14 protein-coding genes are annotated in these 18,926 nt (G+C 44.9%); 7 read left to right on the forward strand and 7 right to left on the reverse strand.

Features of this window, described 5'->3' with window-relative positions; all coding sequences use genetic code 11:
- Nucleotides 1-29: 29 nt before the first annotated feature.
- Genes hemH through GVT53_RS18125 form a run of 4 tightly spaced genes read left to right on the forward strand, consistent with a single transcriptional unit; the run spans nucleotide 30 to nucleotide 4,478 of the window.
- Nucleotides 30-1,076, forward strand: coding sequence for a ferrochelatase (hemH, locus tag GVT53_RS18110; RefSeq protein WP_166249888.1), 1,047 nt, complete (start codon nucleotides 30-32; stop codon nucleotides 1,074-1,076).
- Between the two features lie 33 nt (nucleotides 1,077-1,109).
- Entirely contained in the window at nucleotides 1,110-1,892 is a 783-nt protein-coding gene (locus GVT53_RS18115) for a DUF3050 domain-containing protein (RefSeq protein ID WP_205791758.1), read from the forward strand.
- 58 nt (nucleotides 1,893-1,950) lie between these two features.
- Entirely contained in the window at nucleotides 1,951-3,327 is a 1,377-nt protein-coding gene (locus GVT53_RS18120) for an MATE family efflux transporter (RefSeq protein WP_166249889.1), read from the forward strand.
- 53 nt (nucleotides 3,328-3,380) lie between these two features.
- Nucleotides 3,381-4,478 (forward strand): lactonase family protein, encoded by a 1,098-nt coding sequence (locus GVT53_RS18125; RefSeq protein ID WP_166249890.1) that lies wholly within the window; start codon nucleotides 3,381-3,383, stop codon nucleotides 4,476-4,478.
- Between the two features lie 54 nt (nucleotides 4,479-4,532).
- On the opposite strand, the gene GVT53_RS18130 is transcribed toward GVT53_RS18125, so the two are convergent.
- The 7 genes from GVT53_RS18130 to GVT53_RS18160 all read right to left on the reverse strand — a co-directional run bounded on the left by GVT53_RS18130 (nucleotide 4,533) and on the right by GVT53_RS18160 (nucleotide 11,852).
- On the reverse strand, nucleotides 4,533-5,627 hold the full coding sequence (locus GVT53_RS18130; RefSeq protein ID WP_166250534.1) for a TFIIB-type zinc ribbon-containing protein: 1,095 nt from the start codon (nucleotides 5,625-5,627) through the stop codon (nucleotides 4,533-4,535).
- Between the two features lie 80 nt (nucleotides 5,628-5,707).
- Complete coding sequence (locus GVT53_RS18135; RefSeq protein WP_166249891.1) at nucleotides 5,708-6,847, reverse strand: SPFH domain-containing protein; 1,140 nt, start codon at nucleotides 6,845-6,847, stop codon at nucleotides 5,708-5,710.
- A gap of 235 nt (nucleotides 6,848-7,082) precedes the next feature.
- Nucleotides 7,083-7,670, reverse strand: coding sequence for a hypothetical protein (locus tag GVT53_RS18140; RefSeq protein ID WP_166249892.1), 588 nt, complete (start codon nucleotides 7,668-7,670; stop codon nucleotides 7,083-7,085).
- A gap of 302 nt (nucleotides 7,671-7,972) precedes the next feature.
- Nucleotides 7,973-9,046: a DmpA family aminopeptidase gene (locus GVT53_RS18145; RefSeq protein ID WP_166249893.1), complete on the reverse strand. Its 1,074-nt coding sequence runs from the start codon at nucleotides 9,044-9,046 to the stop codon at nucleotides 7,973-7,975.
- Nucleotides 9,047-9,110: 64 nt separating this feature from the next.
- Nucleotides 9,111-9,614 carry a DinB family protein gene (locus tag GVT53_RS18150; RefSeq protein ID WP_166249894.1) on the reverse strand — a complete coding sequence of 168 codons (504 nt, stop codon included), beginning with the start codon at nucleotides 9,612-9,614 and terminating at the stop codon, nucleotides 9,111-9,113.
- A gap of 14 nt (nucleotides 9,615-9,628) precedes the next feature.
- Nucleotides 9,629-11,053, reverse strand: coding sequence for a Gfo/Idh/MocA family protein (locus tag GVT53_RS18155; protein ID WP_166249895.1), 1,425 nt, complete (start codon nucleotides 11,051-11,053; stop codon nucleotides 9,629-9,631).
- A gap of 10 nt (nucleotides 11,054-11,063) precedes the next feature.
- Nucleotides 11,064-11,852 carry a 3-keto-disaccharide hydrolase gene (locus GVT53_RS18160; protein ID WP_166249896.1) on the reverse strand — a complete coding sequence of 263 codons (789 nt, stop codon included), beginning with the start codon at nucleotides 11,850-11,852 and terminating at the stop codon, nucleotides 11,064-11,066.
- A gap of 106 nt (nucleotides 11,853-11,958) precedes the next feature.
- On the opposite strand from GVT53_RS18160, the gene GVT53_RS18165 reads away from it, so the two are divergent.
- The 3 genes from GVT53_RS18165 (at nucleotide 11,959) to GVT53_RS18175 (ending at nucleotide 18,859) form a co-directional block, all read left to right on the forward strand.
- The gene (locus tag GVT53_RS18165; RefSeq protein ID WP_166249897.1) at nucleotides 11,959-15,093 is read left to right on the forward strand and encodes a VPS10 domain-containing protein; all 3,135 of its coding nucleotides are present in this window, start codon (nucleotides 11,959-11,961) and stop codon (nucleotides 15,091-15,093) included.
- Between the two features lie 78 nt (nucleotides 15,094-15,171).
- Nucleotides 15,172-18,297, forward strand: a complete 3,126-nt coding sequence (locus tag GVT53_RS18170) for a VPS10 domain-containing protein (RefSeq protein ID WP_166249898.1) — start codon at nucleotides 15,172-15,174, stop codon at nucleotides 18,295-18,297.
- A 16-nt stretch (nucleotides 18,298-18,313) separates the two neighbouring features.
- Complete coding sequence (locus tag GVT53_RS18175; RefSeq protein WP_166249899.1) at nucleotides 18,314-18,859, forward strand: CopD family protein; 546 nt, start codon at nucleotides 18,314-18,316, stop codon at nucleotides 18,857-18,859.
- Nucleotides 18,860-18,926: the final 67 nt, after the last annotated feature.

The following is an 18,926-nucleotide window of genomic DNA, read 5'->3' on the forward strand; positions in this document are numbered from 1 at the left end:
TGTATTTTAGCGGCCTAAACTTACAAGCCGTGAAAAAAGGAGTTTTATTGGTCAATTTGGGGTCGCCAGATAGCCCGACTGCCAAAGATGTAAAGCCGTATTTGGATGAATTTTTGATGGACGAACGTGTCATCGATGTCAATCCTGTTTTAAGGAATATCATCGTGCGCGGAATTATTTTGAACACGCGTCCGAAGAAATCCGCGGAGGCCTATTCCAAAATTTGGTGGGATGAAGGGTCTCCTTTGATCATTATTTCCAAAAGATTCGCGGAAAAAGTACAAAAACACACAGAACTTCCAGTGGCTTTGGGGATGCGTTACGGTTCTGGGTCCATTAAAGAAGGTTTACAAGAATTGAAGAAGAAAGGAGTGGATGAGGTGTTCTTGGTGCCTTTGTATCCACATTATGCCATGTCTTCCTACGAAACAGTGGTGGTGAAAGCGTTGGAAGTGCAACAAAAGGATTTCCCCGAAATGCATTTGACCACCTTGCCCGCTTTTTACAGCAATCCGGATTACATCAAAATATTATCAAAAAGCATTGCCGAAGGACTCAAGGGTTTTGATTACGACCATATCCTGTTTTCCTATCACGGAATTCCTGAAAGGCATATTAGAAAATCGGACCCAACCAAGTTCCATTGCCAGTTGAACGGGGAATGCTGTAAAACAAACTCTGTGGCGCACCATACTTGTTACCGTCATCAGTGCTACGATACCACCGAACTGGTCAAAAAAGAATTGGGCTTACCCGGGGATAAGGTGAGCACTTCGTTCCAATCAAGATTGGGAAGCGACCCATGGTTGCAACCTTTCACCGATAAAGAATTTGAACGCTTGGGGCATGAGGGCATCAAAAACTTGGCGGTGATCACCCCGGCATTTGTAAGTGATTGCTTGGAGACATTGGAAGAAATCGCAATGGAAGGCAAGGAGCAGTTCGAAGAAGCAGGCGGCGGCGATTACATTCATGTCCCCTGTTTGAACGACCGGGACGATTGGGCCGAGCTCATGGCCAAATGGATCAAGGAATGGGAAGAAAAAGACGCTTTGCCGGAAACCAACATCCGATAAACTCCGTGAAAAGAAAAGAACAAAAGTATTGCTATGAAAATTGAAAACTTGGAGCAAGAGCTTCAACCCCTACGCGAACAACTCAAGAACCATCCAATGTATGCCCAATTGGAGTCGGTGGATGATATTAAAACCTTCATGGAGAGCCACGTCTATGCCGTTTGGGATTTTATGTCCCTCCTGAAGGCCCTGCAGCAGGATCTTACCTGCGTAGGCTTGCCTTGGCATCCTGCAAAAGACACCGCTGTGACAAGGTTCATCAATGAAATTGTGTTGGAGGAAGAGAGCGATTTTAATGAAAAAGGAGAGGCCAAAAGTCATTTTGAAATGTATTTGGATGCCATGCAGGAAGTAGGTGCGGACACCCAAAAAGTTGAAGCAACCATTTCATCGTTCAATGATCTAAAGGCAATATCCACCCAGATTGAAGCGGCCGAACTCAATCGGGTGGAAAAGAATTTTCTGCAGTTTACCTTTGAGGTGATCAATACGCAACAACCACATATTATTGCCGCTGCATTTACCTTTGGTCGCGAGGATTTGATTCCAGATATGTTCTTGGGCATCATCGAGCAATCTGGAGCTGGCAAGTATAAGAAACTGGAGTATTATCTCAAAAGGCACATTGAGTTGGATGGTGAGGATCACGGCCCTTTGGCCTTGCGCATGATCAAGGCCCTTTGCGGTTCGGATGCCCAAAAATGGACCGATGTGTTGGAATACAGCAAACAAGCGCTTCAATGTAGAGTTGAACTTTGGGACAGTATTGCCCAAAAACTGGAAGCGAACAAAAATAATTTGGTGAATGCGTCGTAGCTTTGAGCAGGATTGACCAAATCACCTTAACTAAAGAATTCGAAGAATACCCTTTGGTATGGCCAAAATAACCTCTGAAGAACTTGGGCAGGAACCCATTGGAAAATTACTGATCAAACAGGCCGTACCCGCTTCCATTGGTATTTTGGTAATGTCCCTGAACGTTCTGGTGGACTCCATTTTTGTGGGCAATTGGATAGGTTCCATAGCCATTGCCGCCATTAATGTGGTGTTGCCCGTTTCGTTTTTTATTGCCGCTTTGGGAATGGCCATCGGTATCGGGGGATCTAGTATTATTTCGCGGGCACTGGGTGCCAATAATCGGGAAAAGGCCCTAAAAACTTTCGGGAACCAGATTACCCTCACTTTAGTGGTTACCATTACCATGGTGGCCCTTGGACTTTACTTTGTCGACAGCCTGATTCCCGCCTTTGGGGGAAAAGGCTCCATTTTTGAGCCCGCTAAGATTTACTACACCATTATTTTATACGGGGTACCTTTTTTGGCGCTCTGTATGATGGGCAATTCCGTCATCCGTGCGGAAGGCAAACCTCGTTTTGCGATGATCGCCATGATCATTCCATCTGTGGGAAACCTATTGATGGATTACATTTTTATTTATGTGTTCGATTGGGGCATGCATGGAGCCGCTTGGGCCACCACGGTGGGCTATTTGCTCTGTTTTTTCTATGTGTTTTACTTTTTTCTGTCGAATAACTCCGAACTAAAGATTGATGTTTCCCATTTCGGGTTGGACCGCCCCATTCTTCGAGAAATCGGTTCCTTGGGATTTGTGACCTTGGCCCGACAAGCGGTAACCAGTATTACGTATTTGTTGATGAACAACATATTGTTCAATCTGGGCGGCGAGGCCATGGTTGCCGTGTATGCCATTATCGGCCGAATGTTGATGTTCGCGCTGTTCCCCGTTTTTGGGGTCACGCAAGGATTTTTGCCGATTGCCGGCTACAATTATGGAGCGGTAAAATATGATCGGGTAAAGGAATCGATTTATACCGCAATCAAATATGCCGCTTTGATGGCCACGCTTGTTTTTGTGGTGCTGATGGTTTTTCCTTCGGAAATTGCCTCCTTATTTTTGAGCGACCGCCCCGGATTGTCCGCAGAAGAGGCAGAAGCCAATAATTTTGTGTTGCAGCACATACCCTTGGCTATGCGTTTGGTTTTTGCTGCCACCCCCATCATTGCCATACAGTTGATCGGGGCAGCCTATTTCCAGGCCATTGGGAAAGCGATTCCAGCACTATTGCTGACATTGACCCGTCAAGGATTCTTTTTTATTCCTTTGATTTTGATTCTGCCCAATTTTATGGGCGAAATAGGCGTGTGGCTCTCGTTTTGTATTGCAGATGTCCTTTCTACCATTGTCACGGGCTTCTTTCTTCAAAAGGAAATCAAATCTGAACTGTCCTGAATACTGCTTCTTTGATTTAGAATGATTAATTTGGGTGGCCTAACTAAACATCCATGAAAAAAATTATTCTAGCGGGCATAGTTGCTATTTTGGCAACCGCTTGCGCTGAAAAACCTAAAGAAAAACCTATGTACACTCTATTTGTTGGAACCTACACAGATGGCGATAGCGAGGGCATCTACACGTACACCTTTGATGTGAACACTGGAGAGCTGTCCAGCAAAAAACTGGCTGCCAAGCTGACCAACCCCTCCTTTTTGGCCATTTCACAAGATAAAAAGAACCTCTACGCCGTTCAGGAAACCGCGGACTTTGATAGTTTGGGTGGTGCTGTCACCGCTTTTAAGTTGAAAGATGATGTGCTGGAGCTTCAAAATAGTATGGGCACCCAAGGCGCACATCCTTGCCACGTATCACTTTCGAGTGATGGGCATTTGGCCGTAGCCAACTACACAGGCGGCAATGTGGCCTTATTTTCTCTAAATGACGATGGCTCATTGGCGGACGACCCGCAAATCATTGATCATAAAAAACTGGACTCCGTGAAAACATCGCATGCCCATATGGCCCAGTTCAACGCAGATGGACTTATGGTAACCGATTTGGGATTGGATGCCATAAAACGATACCGTCAAGAAGGGGATAAGTTCGTGCCCGCAGAACAGGCATCCATACCTTTTGAAGACGGGGCAGGTCCTCGCCATTTTACCTCTGGTAACGATGGAAAAGCACTCTACGTAATAAATGAACTGAACAGCACCATTTCGGTTTTTGAAAAAGATGCTGGGGGTAACTTTGAAGAAGTTCAAGTAGTTCCAACCTTGGCCGCGGATTTTGATGGGGAAAGCTTTTGTGCCGACCTTCATTTATCACCGGACGGAAAGTTTTTGTACGGTTCCAACCGTGGGGAAAACACCATCGTAATTTTTGCTGTTGACGTGAATTCAGGTCGATTGGAGTTGGTCGGAAGGGAATCGGTACGCGGGGATTGGCCCAGAAATTTTTCCATAGATCCAACAGGTGAATTCTTGTTGGTCGCCAACAAAAAGACTAGCAATATTGTGGTTTTCAAAAGAGATGGGGAACAAGGAACGTTGACCTTTCTCAACGAAGTAAAACATCCTAATCCGGTTTGTTTGGTGTTTAAGTAAAAATGTCACATCGAGTGAAAACGTGAAGCGTTTTTGTATCGAGAATTGATGCCATTACTTTTTAGAAAGGAACACAATCACACCAATAATCGCCAATACAGCCAGAACGGTAAAGAATATTTTCCAAAAACTATAAGGTCGTGTGCCGGAAATTTGTCCGTTTTCCCCATTGATAAAAAAATTGTATTCTTTGCCATTGTAGCGATAGGCACTCACGTAAACTGGCAATAGAATGTGCTTAAAAGTCTCTTCGGACAGTTTCATGTCCATGGAAAGCACACGTTGGGTGTCGCCACCAATATCGCGTCGGCACCAAGAGTCTGCAATGTCCTTTGCCACCTCTTTGGAATGCAAATGACCATCTTTTAAGGGTATGGTATATTTTTCAGTAACAAATCCCGATAAAAACCCACTGTCGAACGGTTGAAGCTTTTTCAAATCCCAAAAGGCAATTTTGCTTGGAATTCTTCCGGCTTTTTGCTGTGATGCTTTGATCAAAGTGTCGTCCACAAATCCTGATACTTCACCAGCAGCTGGGTACCATCTCGTTTTCCGGACCCTTTGGGTCACCATTTTGCCGTTGGCATTTCGAACTCTTTTGGTTTCATAGTAATATTCTCCCCGCTGACCTGTGTATGAGGCATATAATTGCGCATCAAACGTCCAGTAGGGCAAATAGAGGCCTTTGGTAAACTGAGGGTCCAAAGACGCTTTTTTTAGGTTGTTCGGTGCAAACCATAAACGCTTTACCCAATTCTTAAAAATGATGAAGGATTGTTTTTTATCAATTTGAAAAGGGAGCACTGCACCGGGCAAAATCCAATTTTCTTTGTAGGCGTCCTCTATTACCAATGGCTGACCACAATACACGCAGTGGAGCGATTTATAGTTTTCTTCCACATGTTGGTCGGCACCGCAATTTTTGCAATGCAGCATGGAAATTTCCTCACTGTGCTTTTGAGAGCCCATTTCCTGCAAAAATGGCTGTAGCTCCAATTCCTCAAATCCGTTTTCACCCAATTCAATGGTCTCCTGGTGCCCACAATATTCACAACTGATACTTGTGGTGCCAGGCTTGTATTTGAGTTCCGCCCCGCAATTGGTACAGGCCTTTTTGAGTTCGGATTTTTTGATTTTTTGCTCTTCCATAGCTTCATTCCCGTGAAGGACGGGAATCATGATGGTTTATCGGATTGCTGCTCTCACAGGAATGATTGGGTGAAAAATGATTACTCTGTTGGTAATGGCGGTGGCGTATTGCCCCCCAAGAACGATTTCAACTCATCCACTTCTTTCAATGCCGTCCATGTGGACATGCCCTGTTTCCAAACCAAACTGTCGCGGTTAATGGTTCGCGCAGCAAATAGGGATTGCATTTGTTCAAAGCTCACGGGGCCGTGCTGTGTCCCGTTGGAAGCGTAATAATACATCGTTTGTGCAGGCATCGGGGGAGGTACTGCTCCACCAGAAGGCTGTGCCGCTTGTTGTGGGGCTGCTTGCGTGTTTCCGCCCATCATACCGCCCATTTGTTGGGCCAAAACAAACCCCATGCCCATGCCCATGCCGGCACCGGCGGTACCGCCTTCATTTTGGGCGGCTGCCTCAATGGCTTTGGCAGTTTTGAATTTGGTCAGTTTATCCAAATCAAGCTTATCGATGCGGCTGTACTCGAAGATTTCCTTTTTAAGGTCTTCCGGCATGGAGACGTTTTCGATATAGAATTTTTCCAAGGAAATCCCTACGCTTTCAAACTCGGGCGACATAACCTCCCGGCACGTGTCCGAAAGTTCGGTGGTGTTGGCAGCATAGAGTTCGATGGGCAAATTGGCCTGACCCACGGTATTCGTGAATCGCGTGGCAATCAAACTTTTTAAGTGCTCGTTGATTTCAAAATTGGTAAAGTTGCTGTCCGTACCTACAATATCTTTTATAAACTTTCCAGCATCGGAAATTTTAAAGGCATAGGTCCCGAAAGCTCGGATTTCCACCAGACCAAAGCGGTCATCACTTAAAGTGATGGGACTTTTGGTGCCCCATTTCTCATCGGTGAACAAGTGGGTGTTCACAAAATATACCTCCGCTTTAAAAGGAGAGTTGAATCCATATTTCCAACCCTTTAGGGTAGCCAGAATAGGCAAGTTTTGTGTGGTAAGGTCGTAAGTTCCCGGTCCAAATACGTCGGCGAGTTGGCCTTCGTTGATAAAAACGGCGGTCTGTCCTTCGCGAACAATCAGTTTGGCGCCATTCTTTATTTCATTTTGATAGCGCTCGAAACGGTGTGCAATGGTGTCGTCCGTATAGTCCAGCCACTCAACAATGTCAATAAACTCGTTGCTGAGTTTTTCCTTGATTTTTCCAAAAATATCCATGGTCGTGTTTTTAGTTTATTTGATGCTTAATTTATGAAAAATGGAGATTACTTCCGTTAGATTAGTGTGAAATGATCAGGTATTGTTACAGATGGGTAATAATTAAGAATAATATAAATCAAAAAAGGCAGCAAAAAGCTTGAATGTCGTGAAGGATATTAGACATTAAACCTTCTGCTACCTTATACAGATTGCCCTTGATGTTTGAGTATATGAGTTTTAAATAATAAGATAGTTAACTATCGGATAATTTTTTAATCACTTCATAATCCTTATGGTTTTTCACATGTTCCATGTTTAACAACTCGTTTAAGTCATCATCGGACAAACCGGCTCCTACTTTTTCTGAATCCTGTTTGATGACATACATAAGTGTTTCGGTAAAATCCGATCTTTTGGAAACTTCGGGATTCATAAAGGATTGATAACAAAAATCAGCTGTATATTGATGAAAATCAGAAACTCCATCCATAATTCCACCGTCATAAAGTGCTTCTTCTTCATCAATATCTTCCAGATCATCTTCAGAAAAGCCAGAATCCATCAAAAGGTCTTTTGCGGAAGGGGTCAAATCGATTAATTTTTTAATGGCTTCGCTCCATGGAGGGCGTTGTATTGCTTCAGTAGAAGAAAGTGTTTTCGCAGTGAGTTCTTTCAGCGTTACTATATGGTCATGAAAATAACCTCTATCATAGTCGCTGTTCTGGATTGCTTCTTCTGTTGGCGTTACCAAATCAATTTTTTCAAGTATTCTGTTGATTTCATTTAGCCACTCTTCATTAGAGGCATCTTTTCCAAGTTTGTTCCATTGAATATTTTCCATAATAAGTAGGTGTTAAGTTTTGGGGCAGCGCATCTAAATTTATATAATTTTTCTTTAACCTAAAGAGCCATAGGAGAATATAATTTAAAATGGATTAGCTATCTAACCTCAAAATCGGGCTGCCGATATCTTATATGGAATTGTACTGATTTAAAAAACCTCTTGATTTTCCTTAGGATTCTTCTATGAATTCTATATTGATAAGCCCCAAGACAATGAGGGTTAAAAAAATTGGAAAATCATAAATATTGGCTCTCTGATTGAAGAAAAACGAACCAATATTGTCACAGTTGGAAAAATAATCAGTCGATTTTACCTGCCGCTTTCAACATTTCCAATACCTTTTCCTTTGGAAGTGCCTTGATTTTGTGCCCATCCCAGCCAACCATTGTTTCGCCTGCAAAAAGGGAATTCAAAATAGCTTCCTCCGTGGCTTCGATGGTGGCCAAAAAGATTGGGGTCATGGCGTCATTCCGTAAGGTCGGCACCTTTTGAATAGAATTATCCGATTTATAGGGAATTCGGCATGCTTCCGCCGTGGAAACTGCAATCACATAATCGCCGCTTCCGTTGCTTGCAATACCTCCTGTTCTTGAAAGTCCCAGCATGGCTCTTTTGGCCAATCGTTCCAAATTTCTGGAATCTAAAGGAGCATCGGTCAGGACCACCATCATACAGGAACCATCAGGGGAGTATTTAAAACTGTCCGAATAGTGTCCCAATTTTTTGCCCACTTCCACACCGGCAATCTGCAGAACGCCACCAAAATTGGTCTGTACCAAAACACCTACGGTATAACCTCCGGATTTTTCAGGCAAAACTCTGGATGATGTGCCAATGCCACCTTTAAACCCAAAACAGACGGTTCCCGTGCCGGCTCCCACATTACCTTCGGCAACTGGGCCAGATTTTGCATTTTCAATAGCTTGAAGCACGTGTTCTTCCGTGATATGGCGCCCTCGGATATCGTTGAGGTAGCCATCGTTGGTTTCTCCCACCACGGCATTTACGGAGCGGACATTTTTGTTTTCAGGTTGACTGAGCGTGTAACCGATCAAGGCATTCATCGCTGTGGGGACGCTCAAAGTATTGGTCAGGATAATGGGTGTTTCCAAATTGCCCAGTTCCTTTACTTGGGTGTATCCGGCCAATTTTCCAAATCCGTTGCCAACATAAATCGCAGCAGGGACTTTTTCCTGAAAGATATTTCCGGAATGCGGCAAAATTGAAGTGACCCCCGTTCTTATGTCATCACCCTCAATCAGCGTGAAATGCCCCACTCGAACTCCGGGGACATCTGTAATGGCATTGAAAGTTCCGGGTTGTAGCACCCCGATTTCAATATTATGATCTCTGAGTCGGTTTTGTGATAGCATCAATAATGGAAATGTGAATAATAAAAAACAAAAATATTGATTTGATTTACCCATAATCCATCGATTAGCCTTTCAAAACACTTACCGTAACCAACAATTGTCCCACATGGCGCTGGCTGTGTTCCGCGGCATGAAAAAGTAATCCAATTACCGTAGTGGGCAGCTTTTTTCTTCCGACAAAGCGTTCGTCTGTAAGCGTCGTTTCGGAGACGGTCTTAAAATAATCCAGAGCCTCATTCACCTTGGTTTCAAAATTCAATATCAATTCTTGGGATGATGGTGCATCTTCCCCATTTGCCTCGTTTTTTAAGTATTGGAATTGTGCATCCGTCAAGCTTTCTTTTTTTACGTAGGTCAGTAATCGATCTAGAACGCCCGTCAAATGTTTGAGGTGAAACCCGACCGAAGCCCTGCCAAATGGTTTTTCCCAAAGTTTATCCTCGGGAAAATCGGAGACATACTGCCTTGCCTCCCGCACGGATTGCAATAGTGCGTGTGCGGCAGGTTGCAACAATGCGGGTACCTCTGGTATGGGGCCACTAAGCCAATACTCTTGGGTGGCTGACATAAAAAAACTATTTATTAAAAATTCCGATAATCCCCGGCCAAATATTTGTTGGCTTTTTCTTCTTTGAACTGTGCGGTTTCTGCATCCCAATGCAAGGTTTCACCCGGGAAACGACCTGCGATGGTGCCCAATAAAATGGTTTCGGTCAATCTGGCCGCATAATCAAAAGGAGCGGTTGTGGTATCCTTCCCCAAACAAGCGTCCACAAATTGGTGATAGTGCTTGGGGCCTTCGGTAGCATAATTTCGGATGGGTTCACCCAAATTGTTCTCTTCGGAAACCTTGGCGATTTCTTTGGAAATGTCCACGTATTTTCCTTTTCGTATTTTCTTTGGCAATTGCATAAAGTGGGGCAACAACAATCGTCCTTTCGTTCCGACAAACATAGCTCCTTGTTCCGGCAATTCGTTTTCTCCTGCTACTCCGGCGTCCAAGGAGATACTGTTTCCGTCACTTTTTTTGGCAGCTGCGTTGTCCTTCTTCATTTCCATTCCGGGCAACATCAGGTCTTCGTGCATTTCTGGAACGCCTGGTCCATCGTACCAAATCCATTTCAGGGATTTACCCGTGTATTTTGTTCCGGGGAACTCGTAAGTAACTTTGTTGTTTTCCGGAAAACCGAAACCGTTCGTAGGTCGGCATTCTGTCATTATGGTTCTGGGCACATCCAGCTCCAAAGCATTGTAAGGGGTGTCAAAAATATGGACTCCCATATCACCCAAGGTGCCACAGCCATAATCCATCAATTTTCTCCAATTTCCAGGGTGGTACATACCATCCTTATAAGGTCTTTCTTTGGAGGTGCCCAACCAGAGGTTCCAGTCCAATCGTTCCGGTACAGGGTCTTCGCCTTCCGGTAACGGGCCGTCATATCCCCAATTTTTGGGGGACCACGCGTGTACGGTATGTACTTTTCCTATAATACCGGACTGAATCAAAAGTGTGGCGAGTTTGTAATCGTAAAAGGAATGCACCTGGATGCCCATTTGCGTGATCAATCCTTTTTCTGCAGCCACTTTTTTCATCTCTCTGGATTCGGACACGTAGTGGGTCAATGGTTTTTGACAGTACACAGGCTTGTCCATGTGCATGGCCATCAATGAAGCAGGTGCGTGGGTATGGTCGGGTGTTGATACGATAACGGCATCGATTTCGTCCCCCATTTCTTCCAACATGGCACGGTAATCAAAAAAGATACGTGCCCCAGGGTGCATTTTGTGCGCTGCCGATAGATTTAAGGCATCTACATCACAAAGCGCAACCACTTCCACTGCTTCGTGGGAAGAAACGGCTTTTAAATCCTCCATCCCCATATTGCCGACTCCAATGTGTGCCGTTCTTAGTTTGTCTTTAGGAAATCCTGCTTTTAAAATAGATGGGGCAAACATTATTCCAAGTGCTCCCACACTACTTTTCTTGATAAATTCTCTTTTGTTCATGGTTTGGAGGTTATAGTTTTTTAATCTTTATGTTTCTGAACCAAATTGGGCTGGAGTGATCTTGCAAAGCAATATAGCCCGTTTTGTATTTTCCGTAGTCGGGAGCATTGTCCCATTTTCCCGATGCTTTTTTAGTGTTCCATTCTTCGGACCACGGCACAAATTCCAATAGTTTTTTGCCGTTGAGCCAGTGTTCCACCTTTTCGGGCGTGAACACGATTTTGGAGGAGTTCCATTCTCCTACGGGATTCAGTTGTTTCTTTGATTCATCCGCTGTGTGCATAGCGTAATCGGCACCTGTTTTCTGCCAGTCCTGAAGCAGTTCTGGGTGCTCGGCACCAAATTGCGAGTTGTATCCTGTTAGATCATGGATGTCGGCATAGTTTTCATCATCTATAATTTGATATTCGGGAGACACTTCGGGCGGTCCGTCATATCCTTCTTTTACATGGTAAAAAATGCCGCTATTGGCTCCTTCGGGAATTTTCCACTCCAGATAGAGTTCAAAATTATCGAACTCTTCCGCGCCATAAATAATATCTTTTCCACCGGTATAATCCTGTTCCAGACCCAGTTCGGTATCAAAAGTGAGGACACTGTCCTTTATGGTCCATCCGGGCGGGAGGGAATCCATATTGTAGCCGCGCCATCCTTCCAAACTTGTACCATCAAAAAGATAGGTCCATTCGGATTGTTTTTCTTCGGGTTGTGGAGTTGCTGTTTCTTCTTTTTTGTTAGGTTGGTTTTTACAAGCTGCAACCATCAAAAGTAGGATTGCGAGCTTAAAAAATTTGAGCATGGTTTAGTTTTTGAGTTTTATATGCGAGGTTAAAGTACAAAATATTGGACAACTTTTTTGCTGCATTTTCACTACATTTAAGGCTGACTAACTCAACACTTTAAAAATGAAGACTTGCTTTTTCAAAATTGGTATGCTCTTGCTTACCGCTACATTGTTTATTACCCCCATGCATTCCCAGCGCAGGAACAAAAAACAAAGCGCACCACAGTACCCTGAAGAATTGTACTCAAGTTTGGAATACCGATTGATCGGTCCATTCCGTGGTGGACGTTCCGGAACCGTTGCTGGAGTGCCCGGTGAACCCCATTTGTATTATTTTGGAGCCACAGGCGGTGGAGTATGGAGAACCAAAGATGGTGGAGGAACCTGGGAAAATATTTCCGATGGCTATTTTGGTGGAAGTATCGGTGCCGTTGAGGTGGCGCAAAGCGACCACAATGTGATCTATGTAGGTGGAGGGGAGCAAACTGTTCGCGGCAACGTTTCCTCTGGTTATGGCGTTTGGAAAACCGAGGATGCCGGAAAAACATGGAAATCCTTGGGCCTAGACAAAAGCCGTCATATTTCCCGAATGCGAGTTCATCCGGAGAATGCGGATATTGTTTATGCCGCGGTAATGGGCAATTTGTACAAGCCCACCGAAGAGAGAGGTGTTTATAAAAGTACGGATGGAGGTGAGTCATGGAAAAAAGTGCTTTTTGCCAACGATATGGCCGGAGCGGTCGATCTGACATTTGACCCGAACAACCCACGAATTTTGTATGCATCAACCTGGAGAATTGAACGAACTCCCTATAGTTTGAACAGTGGCGGAGAAGGTTCAGCATTATGGAAAAGTACCGATAGCGGAGAAACATGGACGGAGATTTCCAAAAACGAAGGTTTCGCGACCGATACTTTGGGAATCATCGGTGTGGCCGTTTCGCCCCAAAACAGCAATAGGGTGTGGGCCATGGTGGAAAACAAGGAAGAGGGAGGTCTGTACCGCTCGGAAGATGCAGGAAAAACCTGGTCCCTCGTAAACAGTGACAGAAGCTTGAGACAACGTGCTTGGTACTATACCCGAGTTTATGCAGACACCAATGATGAAGATGTGGTTTATGTGCTGAATGTGAGCTATCATAAAAGTGCGGACGGAGGAAAAACCTTTGAATCTTCCAATGCACCGCACGGCGATCATCACGACCTTTGGATTGCCCCGGAGGATTCCGACCGTATGATCATGGCCGATGATGGTGGTGCACAGGTAAGTTATGATGGTGGGGAAACCTGGAGCACCTATCACAACCAACCCACTGCACAATTTTATAGAGTCACTACGGATAATGCATTCCCATACAGAATTTATGTAGCACAGCAAGACAACTCCACGCTTAGAATCAATTACAGAAGTGATGACGGTTCCATTGGAGAGGACGATTGGGAAGAAACCGCTGGTGGTGAGTCCGCTCACATTGCTGTGGACCCAATCAATGATGATATTGTTTATGGAGGCAGCTACGGTGGATTATTGACCAGGGTGAACCATGCGAAAAATACAGCTAGGGCAGTTAACGTATGGCCGGACAATCCCATGGGCCACGGAGCCGAAGGGATGAAGTACCGTTTTCAGTGGAACTTCCCCATCATGTTCAGCAAACATGACCCCAATAAATTGTACACCTTCTCCAATCATGTGCACATGAGCACCAATGAAGGTCAGAGTTGGGAGTTGTTGAGCGGTGACCTAACCAGAAATGACCCGACAAAATTGGTGTCCAGCGGTGGACCCATTACACAGGATAATACCAGTGTGGAATATTACTGTACCATTTTTGCTGCCAACGAAAGTCCATTGAAAGAAGGATTATTGTGGGTGGGCAGTGATGATGGTTTGATTCATATGACCAAAGACGGTGGTCAAACTTGGGAAAACGTTACCCCGCCAAGTATGCCCGAATGGAACATGATCAACAGCATTGAACCTTCCGCTTTTGATGAAGGGACTTGCTACGTAGCAGCCACGCGTTACAAGTTGGGAGATTTTGCTCCATACCTTTACAAAACCACCGATTATGGTCAAACTTGGACCAAAATCACCGACGGAATCGAAGATGAGCACTTTACCCGTGTGGTACGAGAAGACCCAAAAAGAAAAGGGTTGTTGTATGCAGGTACGGAAACCGGTATGTACATCTCTTTCAATGATGGAGCCCACTGGGAAAAGTTTCAATTGAACTTGCCCATTGTGCCCATTACCGATTTGACCATCAAGGATGATAACTTGATCGTGGCCACCCAAGGTAGAAGTGTTTGGGTGATTGATGACTTGACAGTTTTGCACCAATTGGATGATGCCACAAAATCTGCAGATGCCATTTTGTACAAACCAAGGGACAGTTACCGTACCAAAGGTAGAGCTGCGAGGAAACCATCAAAGACAGAAGGTGAAAACTTGGCCAACGGAGTGATAACCCATTTTTACTTGAAAGATTTCTCCGAAAAGGACAGCGTGGCACTGACCTATACCAAAATGAATGGGGATACGTTGGCCACTTATAGCACCTACGCCAAGGAAAAAGACAAAAAACTGGAGGCCAAAAAAGGAGGGAACACCTATGTTTGGGACACCCGAGGTAAAGGCGCAGAGAAATTGGACGGTATGATTTTATGGTGGGCCAACCTAAGCGGCCCAAAAGCAGTTCCGGGAACATACAAAGTCAGCCTGAACGTGAACGGGAACGATCAAACGGAAAACTTCACCATCCTTCCCGATCCAAGGGCAGAGGTTACCGTGGCCGATATGCAGAAGCAATACGACTTCATCACCGAGGTGAACGAAACCGTGGACAGGGCGCATCAATCCATCAAAAAGATCAGGGCCATCAATGGCAAATTGGACGAATTCATCAAAAAGTACAAGGATGATGAATCAACAAAAGCTTTGGTGGAGAAAGCCGAAAAAATGAAGGAAGAATTCAGTTCCATTGAAAAAGAACTGTATCAGACCAAAAACAGAAGCGGTCAGGACCCATTGAATTTTCCCATCAAACTGACCAATAAATTGGCGCACTTGAACAGTTTGGTCTCCATTGACGATTTCCCTCCAACGGAACAGGATATTGCCGTTAAAAATGAAATGTCAGGCAAAATCAACGAGCAATTGGAAGCATTTGATGCCTTGGTCGACGAGGAGATTTCAGCTTTCAACAATGAGTTCAATCAACTCAAATTGAACTATTTGAGCATCGAAGAATAAATAAACAACGCCCTTATGTTTTGCATAGGGGCTTTTTATTTGTACAACATTCCGCAACGATACAAATCAACCATCACCATGAAAAAAGGACTGCTTCTTTTGCTAAGTGCCCTATTCGGCACGCTCTCATTTGCACAGACCGCCAACGATTATTTTGAACCCATGAAATTCAGGAACATCGGACCGTTTAGGGGCGGACGTTCCGTAACCGCAAGTGGCGTTGTGGGCGATCCGCTCACCTATTATATGGGTACAACGGGAGGTGGCCTCTGGAAAACCACCAATGCCGGAGGACAATGGGAGAACATATCGGACGGATTTTTTGAAATGGGTTCCGTGGGTGCTGTCGCCGTGGCCCAATCCAGCCCTCATATTGTGTATTGCGGTATGGGGGAGCATGCCCCAAGAGGTGTCATGACCTCTTATGGAGATGGTATGTATAAATCCAACGATGGAGGGAAAACGTGGATCAAACTAGGTTTGGAAAAAACGCAGCACATTTCCCGTATCATTGTCAATCCGATCAACCCTGACATTGTCTACGTAGCCGCCCAGGGCGCTTTGTACGCTCCCAATGAGGAAAGAGGGGTGTACCGTTCCATGGATGGCGGAAAAACGTGGGAGAAGATTCTATATGTGGATGAAGGTACGGGCGCTGCAGAACTTTCTATGGATGCCAACAACCCTTTGGTGTTGTATGCGGCCATGTGGGATCATCAACGTAAGCCCAACAAAGTGATCAGTGGCGGGCCTGGAAGCGGATTGTACAAAAGCACCGATGGAGGGGATACTTGGAAAGAAATGATCGAAGGACTTCCCGAAGAGAAAGGAAAAATGGCCATTGCAGTTAGCCCTTCCAACTCCGATAAAGTGTATGCCTTGGTAGAAAGTGATTCCAATCAAGATAAAGGAGGCTTATTTGTTTCGAACGATGCTGGAGATAGCTGGCATATGGTGAGCGGCGACAACCGATTGGTACAGCGCGCTTGGTACTATATCGAAGTGTTTGCCGACCCCAATGATGAAGATACCGTGTATGTGTTGAGCGCCTCCATGTTCCGTTCCGAAGATGGCGGAAAAACGTGGGAGACCATTTCCGTGCCCCATGGGGATACGCACGATTTATGGATCAATCCCAAAAACTCTAAGAACATTTTGTTGGCGGACGATGGCGGGGCAACCATTTCTTTTGATTATGGCGAAAATTGGACGCTGCAGGACAATATGCCAACCGCGCAGTTTTACAGGATCAGTACGGATAACCTGTTTCCTTACAATATCTACGGAGGGCAGCAGGACAACACTTCCGTGAAAATCGCAAGTCTTTCCGTAGGTCGATGGAGCATCAACCAAGAGGATTGGCACTATGCCGCAGGAGGGGAAAGTGCCTTTTTGGCCTTTGATCCCGATAACCCTCGCTATATGATGGGTGGAAGTTATTTGGGAACCATTGAGTTGTTGGATATGGATTCCAAAATGTCCAGCAATGTGATGGCAGCACCCATTCAATATTTGGGACGTGATGCCCGTGACATGAAATACCTTTATAATTGGAACGCACCCATTATTTGGTCGCAGCACGAGCCTGGAACATTTTATCACGGGGCACAACTGGTTTTGCGCACCAGGGACAATGGAGTGACTTGGGAAGAAATTTCACCCGATCTTACCCGAGATCAAGATGAATTCCAAGGTAAAGGTGGCGGACCCTATACGAACGAAGCTGTAGGTGCCGAAAACTATGGAACCTTGGCCTACATCATCGAATCACCCCATGAAGCAGGGGTTTTGATCACCGGTAGTGATGACGGTTTGGTGCACATTACCAAAAACGGCGGAGAATCATGGGAAGACATTACCCCGAAGGACTTAAAGGAATGTTTGGTGAACGCCATTGAGGTGTCCCCGCACGATCCAAGTACCATTTACATCGCCACCACGCGTTACAAGTTCAACGACTATACCCCTGGATTGTACAAGAGCACCGATTACGGGAAAAGCTGGTCCAATATTAGTGAAGGCATTCCCTACGGGGCCTTTACACGGGTAGTGCGTGAAGACCAAGAGCAAAAAGGGCTGTTGTATGCAGGTACCGAGAAAGGGCTCTATGTTTCTTGGAACGATGGTAAAAAATGGGAATCCTTGCAATTGAATCTGCCCAAAACACCGATTACGGACTTAAAAGTGAATCAAGGGGATTTGATTGTGGCCACTTCGGGAAGGAGCTTTTGGATTTTGGACAACATCACCACACTTTCCCAGCACAAGGGCAACACCGACGAGCTAAAAATATATAAGCCAGAAGAAGCCATTCACGGGTATTGGGGAAGTCAGATGAACAGTTCTACCAAAAGTGTGGCTGGAACCAATCCTTTTGAAGGGGTCAACCCGGCCAATGGGATGGTGATCTACTATAACCTTCCCGAAAAAATGGATTCCACCGAAGTGACGATGGAAATTTTGAACGAGCAGGGCAAAGTGGTTCGAAGCTTTACCTCCAAAAAAGATGAAAGCTACATCCCGCACAATGGCGGTGGGGCCCCACCAAAACCCGTTTTGGGAAAAGACAAAGGTCTGAACCGTTTTGTTTGGGATTTGAAAACCCCTATTGTCCCCGGTGTCCCCGGTGTTTACATCGAGGCCGACTTTTCAGGGCACAAAGTTCCGCCAGGAGAATACATCATCAAAATGAAAGTGGGAGAGGAGACGGTTTCCACACAGGGAAGCATTGTGCCCACCCCGAATACAGCTATCACACAAGAACAGTTCGAAGAACACGATGCCATTATGAACGATTTTGAGCAGAAGTTGACCGATATGCACAACAAAGTGAACAAATTGAAAGAAGTTCAAGATCAGTTGGAGAAGTTGATCAAAGATCTGGATGATAAGGAACTTAAAAGCGAAGGACAGGAGTTGCTTGATAAATTGAAAGCGTGGGACGGTGAAATGGTACAGCGCAAATCACAGGCGTATGACGATGTGGAGAATTTCCCCAACAAATTTACCGCAGAATATCTTTTTGTGATGAACCATAGCAACAGTGCTTTGCCGCAGATCAATCAACCATCAAAAGATAGAAAAGCGGAACTGGACGCCCAGTGGGTTGGATTAAAACGAAGGGCAGAAGCATTAATGAATACAGAAATACCTAATTTTAACGCCAAACTTTGGGAGAATGGCATTGGCGCCATTCGGATGTAACATATAAAACGGGCAAGTGCTGTATCCTTACATAAAATCGTTGCACCTCATATTTGTGGTGACCTGGTTCGCGGGTCTGTTCTACATTCCGAGGTTGTTCATCTATCATATCGAGGCATTGCAAAAACCATCGCCGGACAAGGAGATACTTTCCGATCAACTCAAGTTGATGACAAAACGATTGTGGTATATCATCACATGGCCGTCGGCGATCTTGTGTACGTTGTTTGCGGTATGGCTGTTGATTTTAATGCCGGAATGGTTACGGCAACCTTGGATGCACGTCAAGCTCGGTTTCGTGTTGCTGCTCTTTGCATATCATTTTAAATGCCATCAAATTTTTAAACAGCTACAGCGCGATGAGGTCAAATACACCTCAAAATTTATGCGAATTTGGAACGAAGTGGCGACCATTATTCTTTTTGCCGTTGTTTTTTTAGTGGTTCTAAAAAGCGCCTTTAATTGGATCTATGGCATTGTGGGGATGTTTGCTCTTATGGTATTGTTGATGCTCGGTATTCGATGGTACAAAAAAGTTCGGGACAAGAATCCTAATGCATAGAGAGTTCAAGTTCAAACTCAAATTCAAGCACAAGTGCCAAACCCTTTGTGCTTGCACTTGATTCTTG

It is taken from the genome of Flagellimonas oceani, assembly GCF_011068285.1.
Taxonomy (GTDB): domain Bacteria; phylum Bacteroidota; class Bacteroidia; order Flavobacteriales; family Flavobacteriaceae; genus Flagellimonas; species Flagellimonas oceani.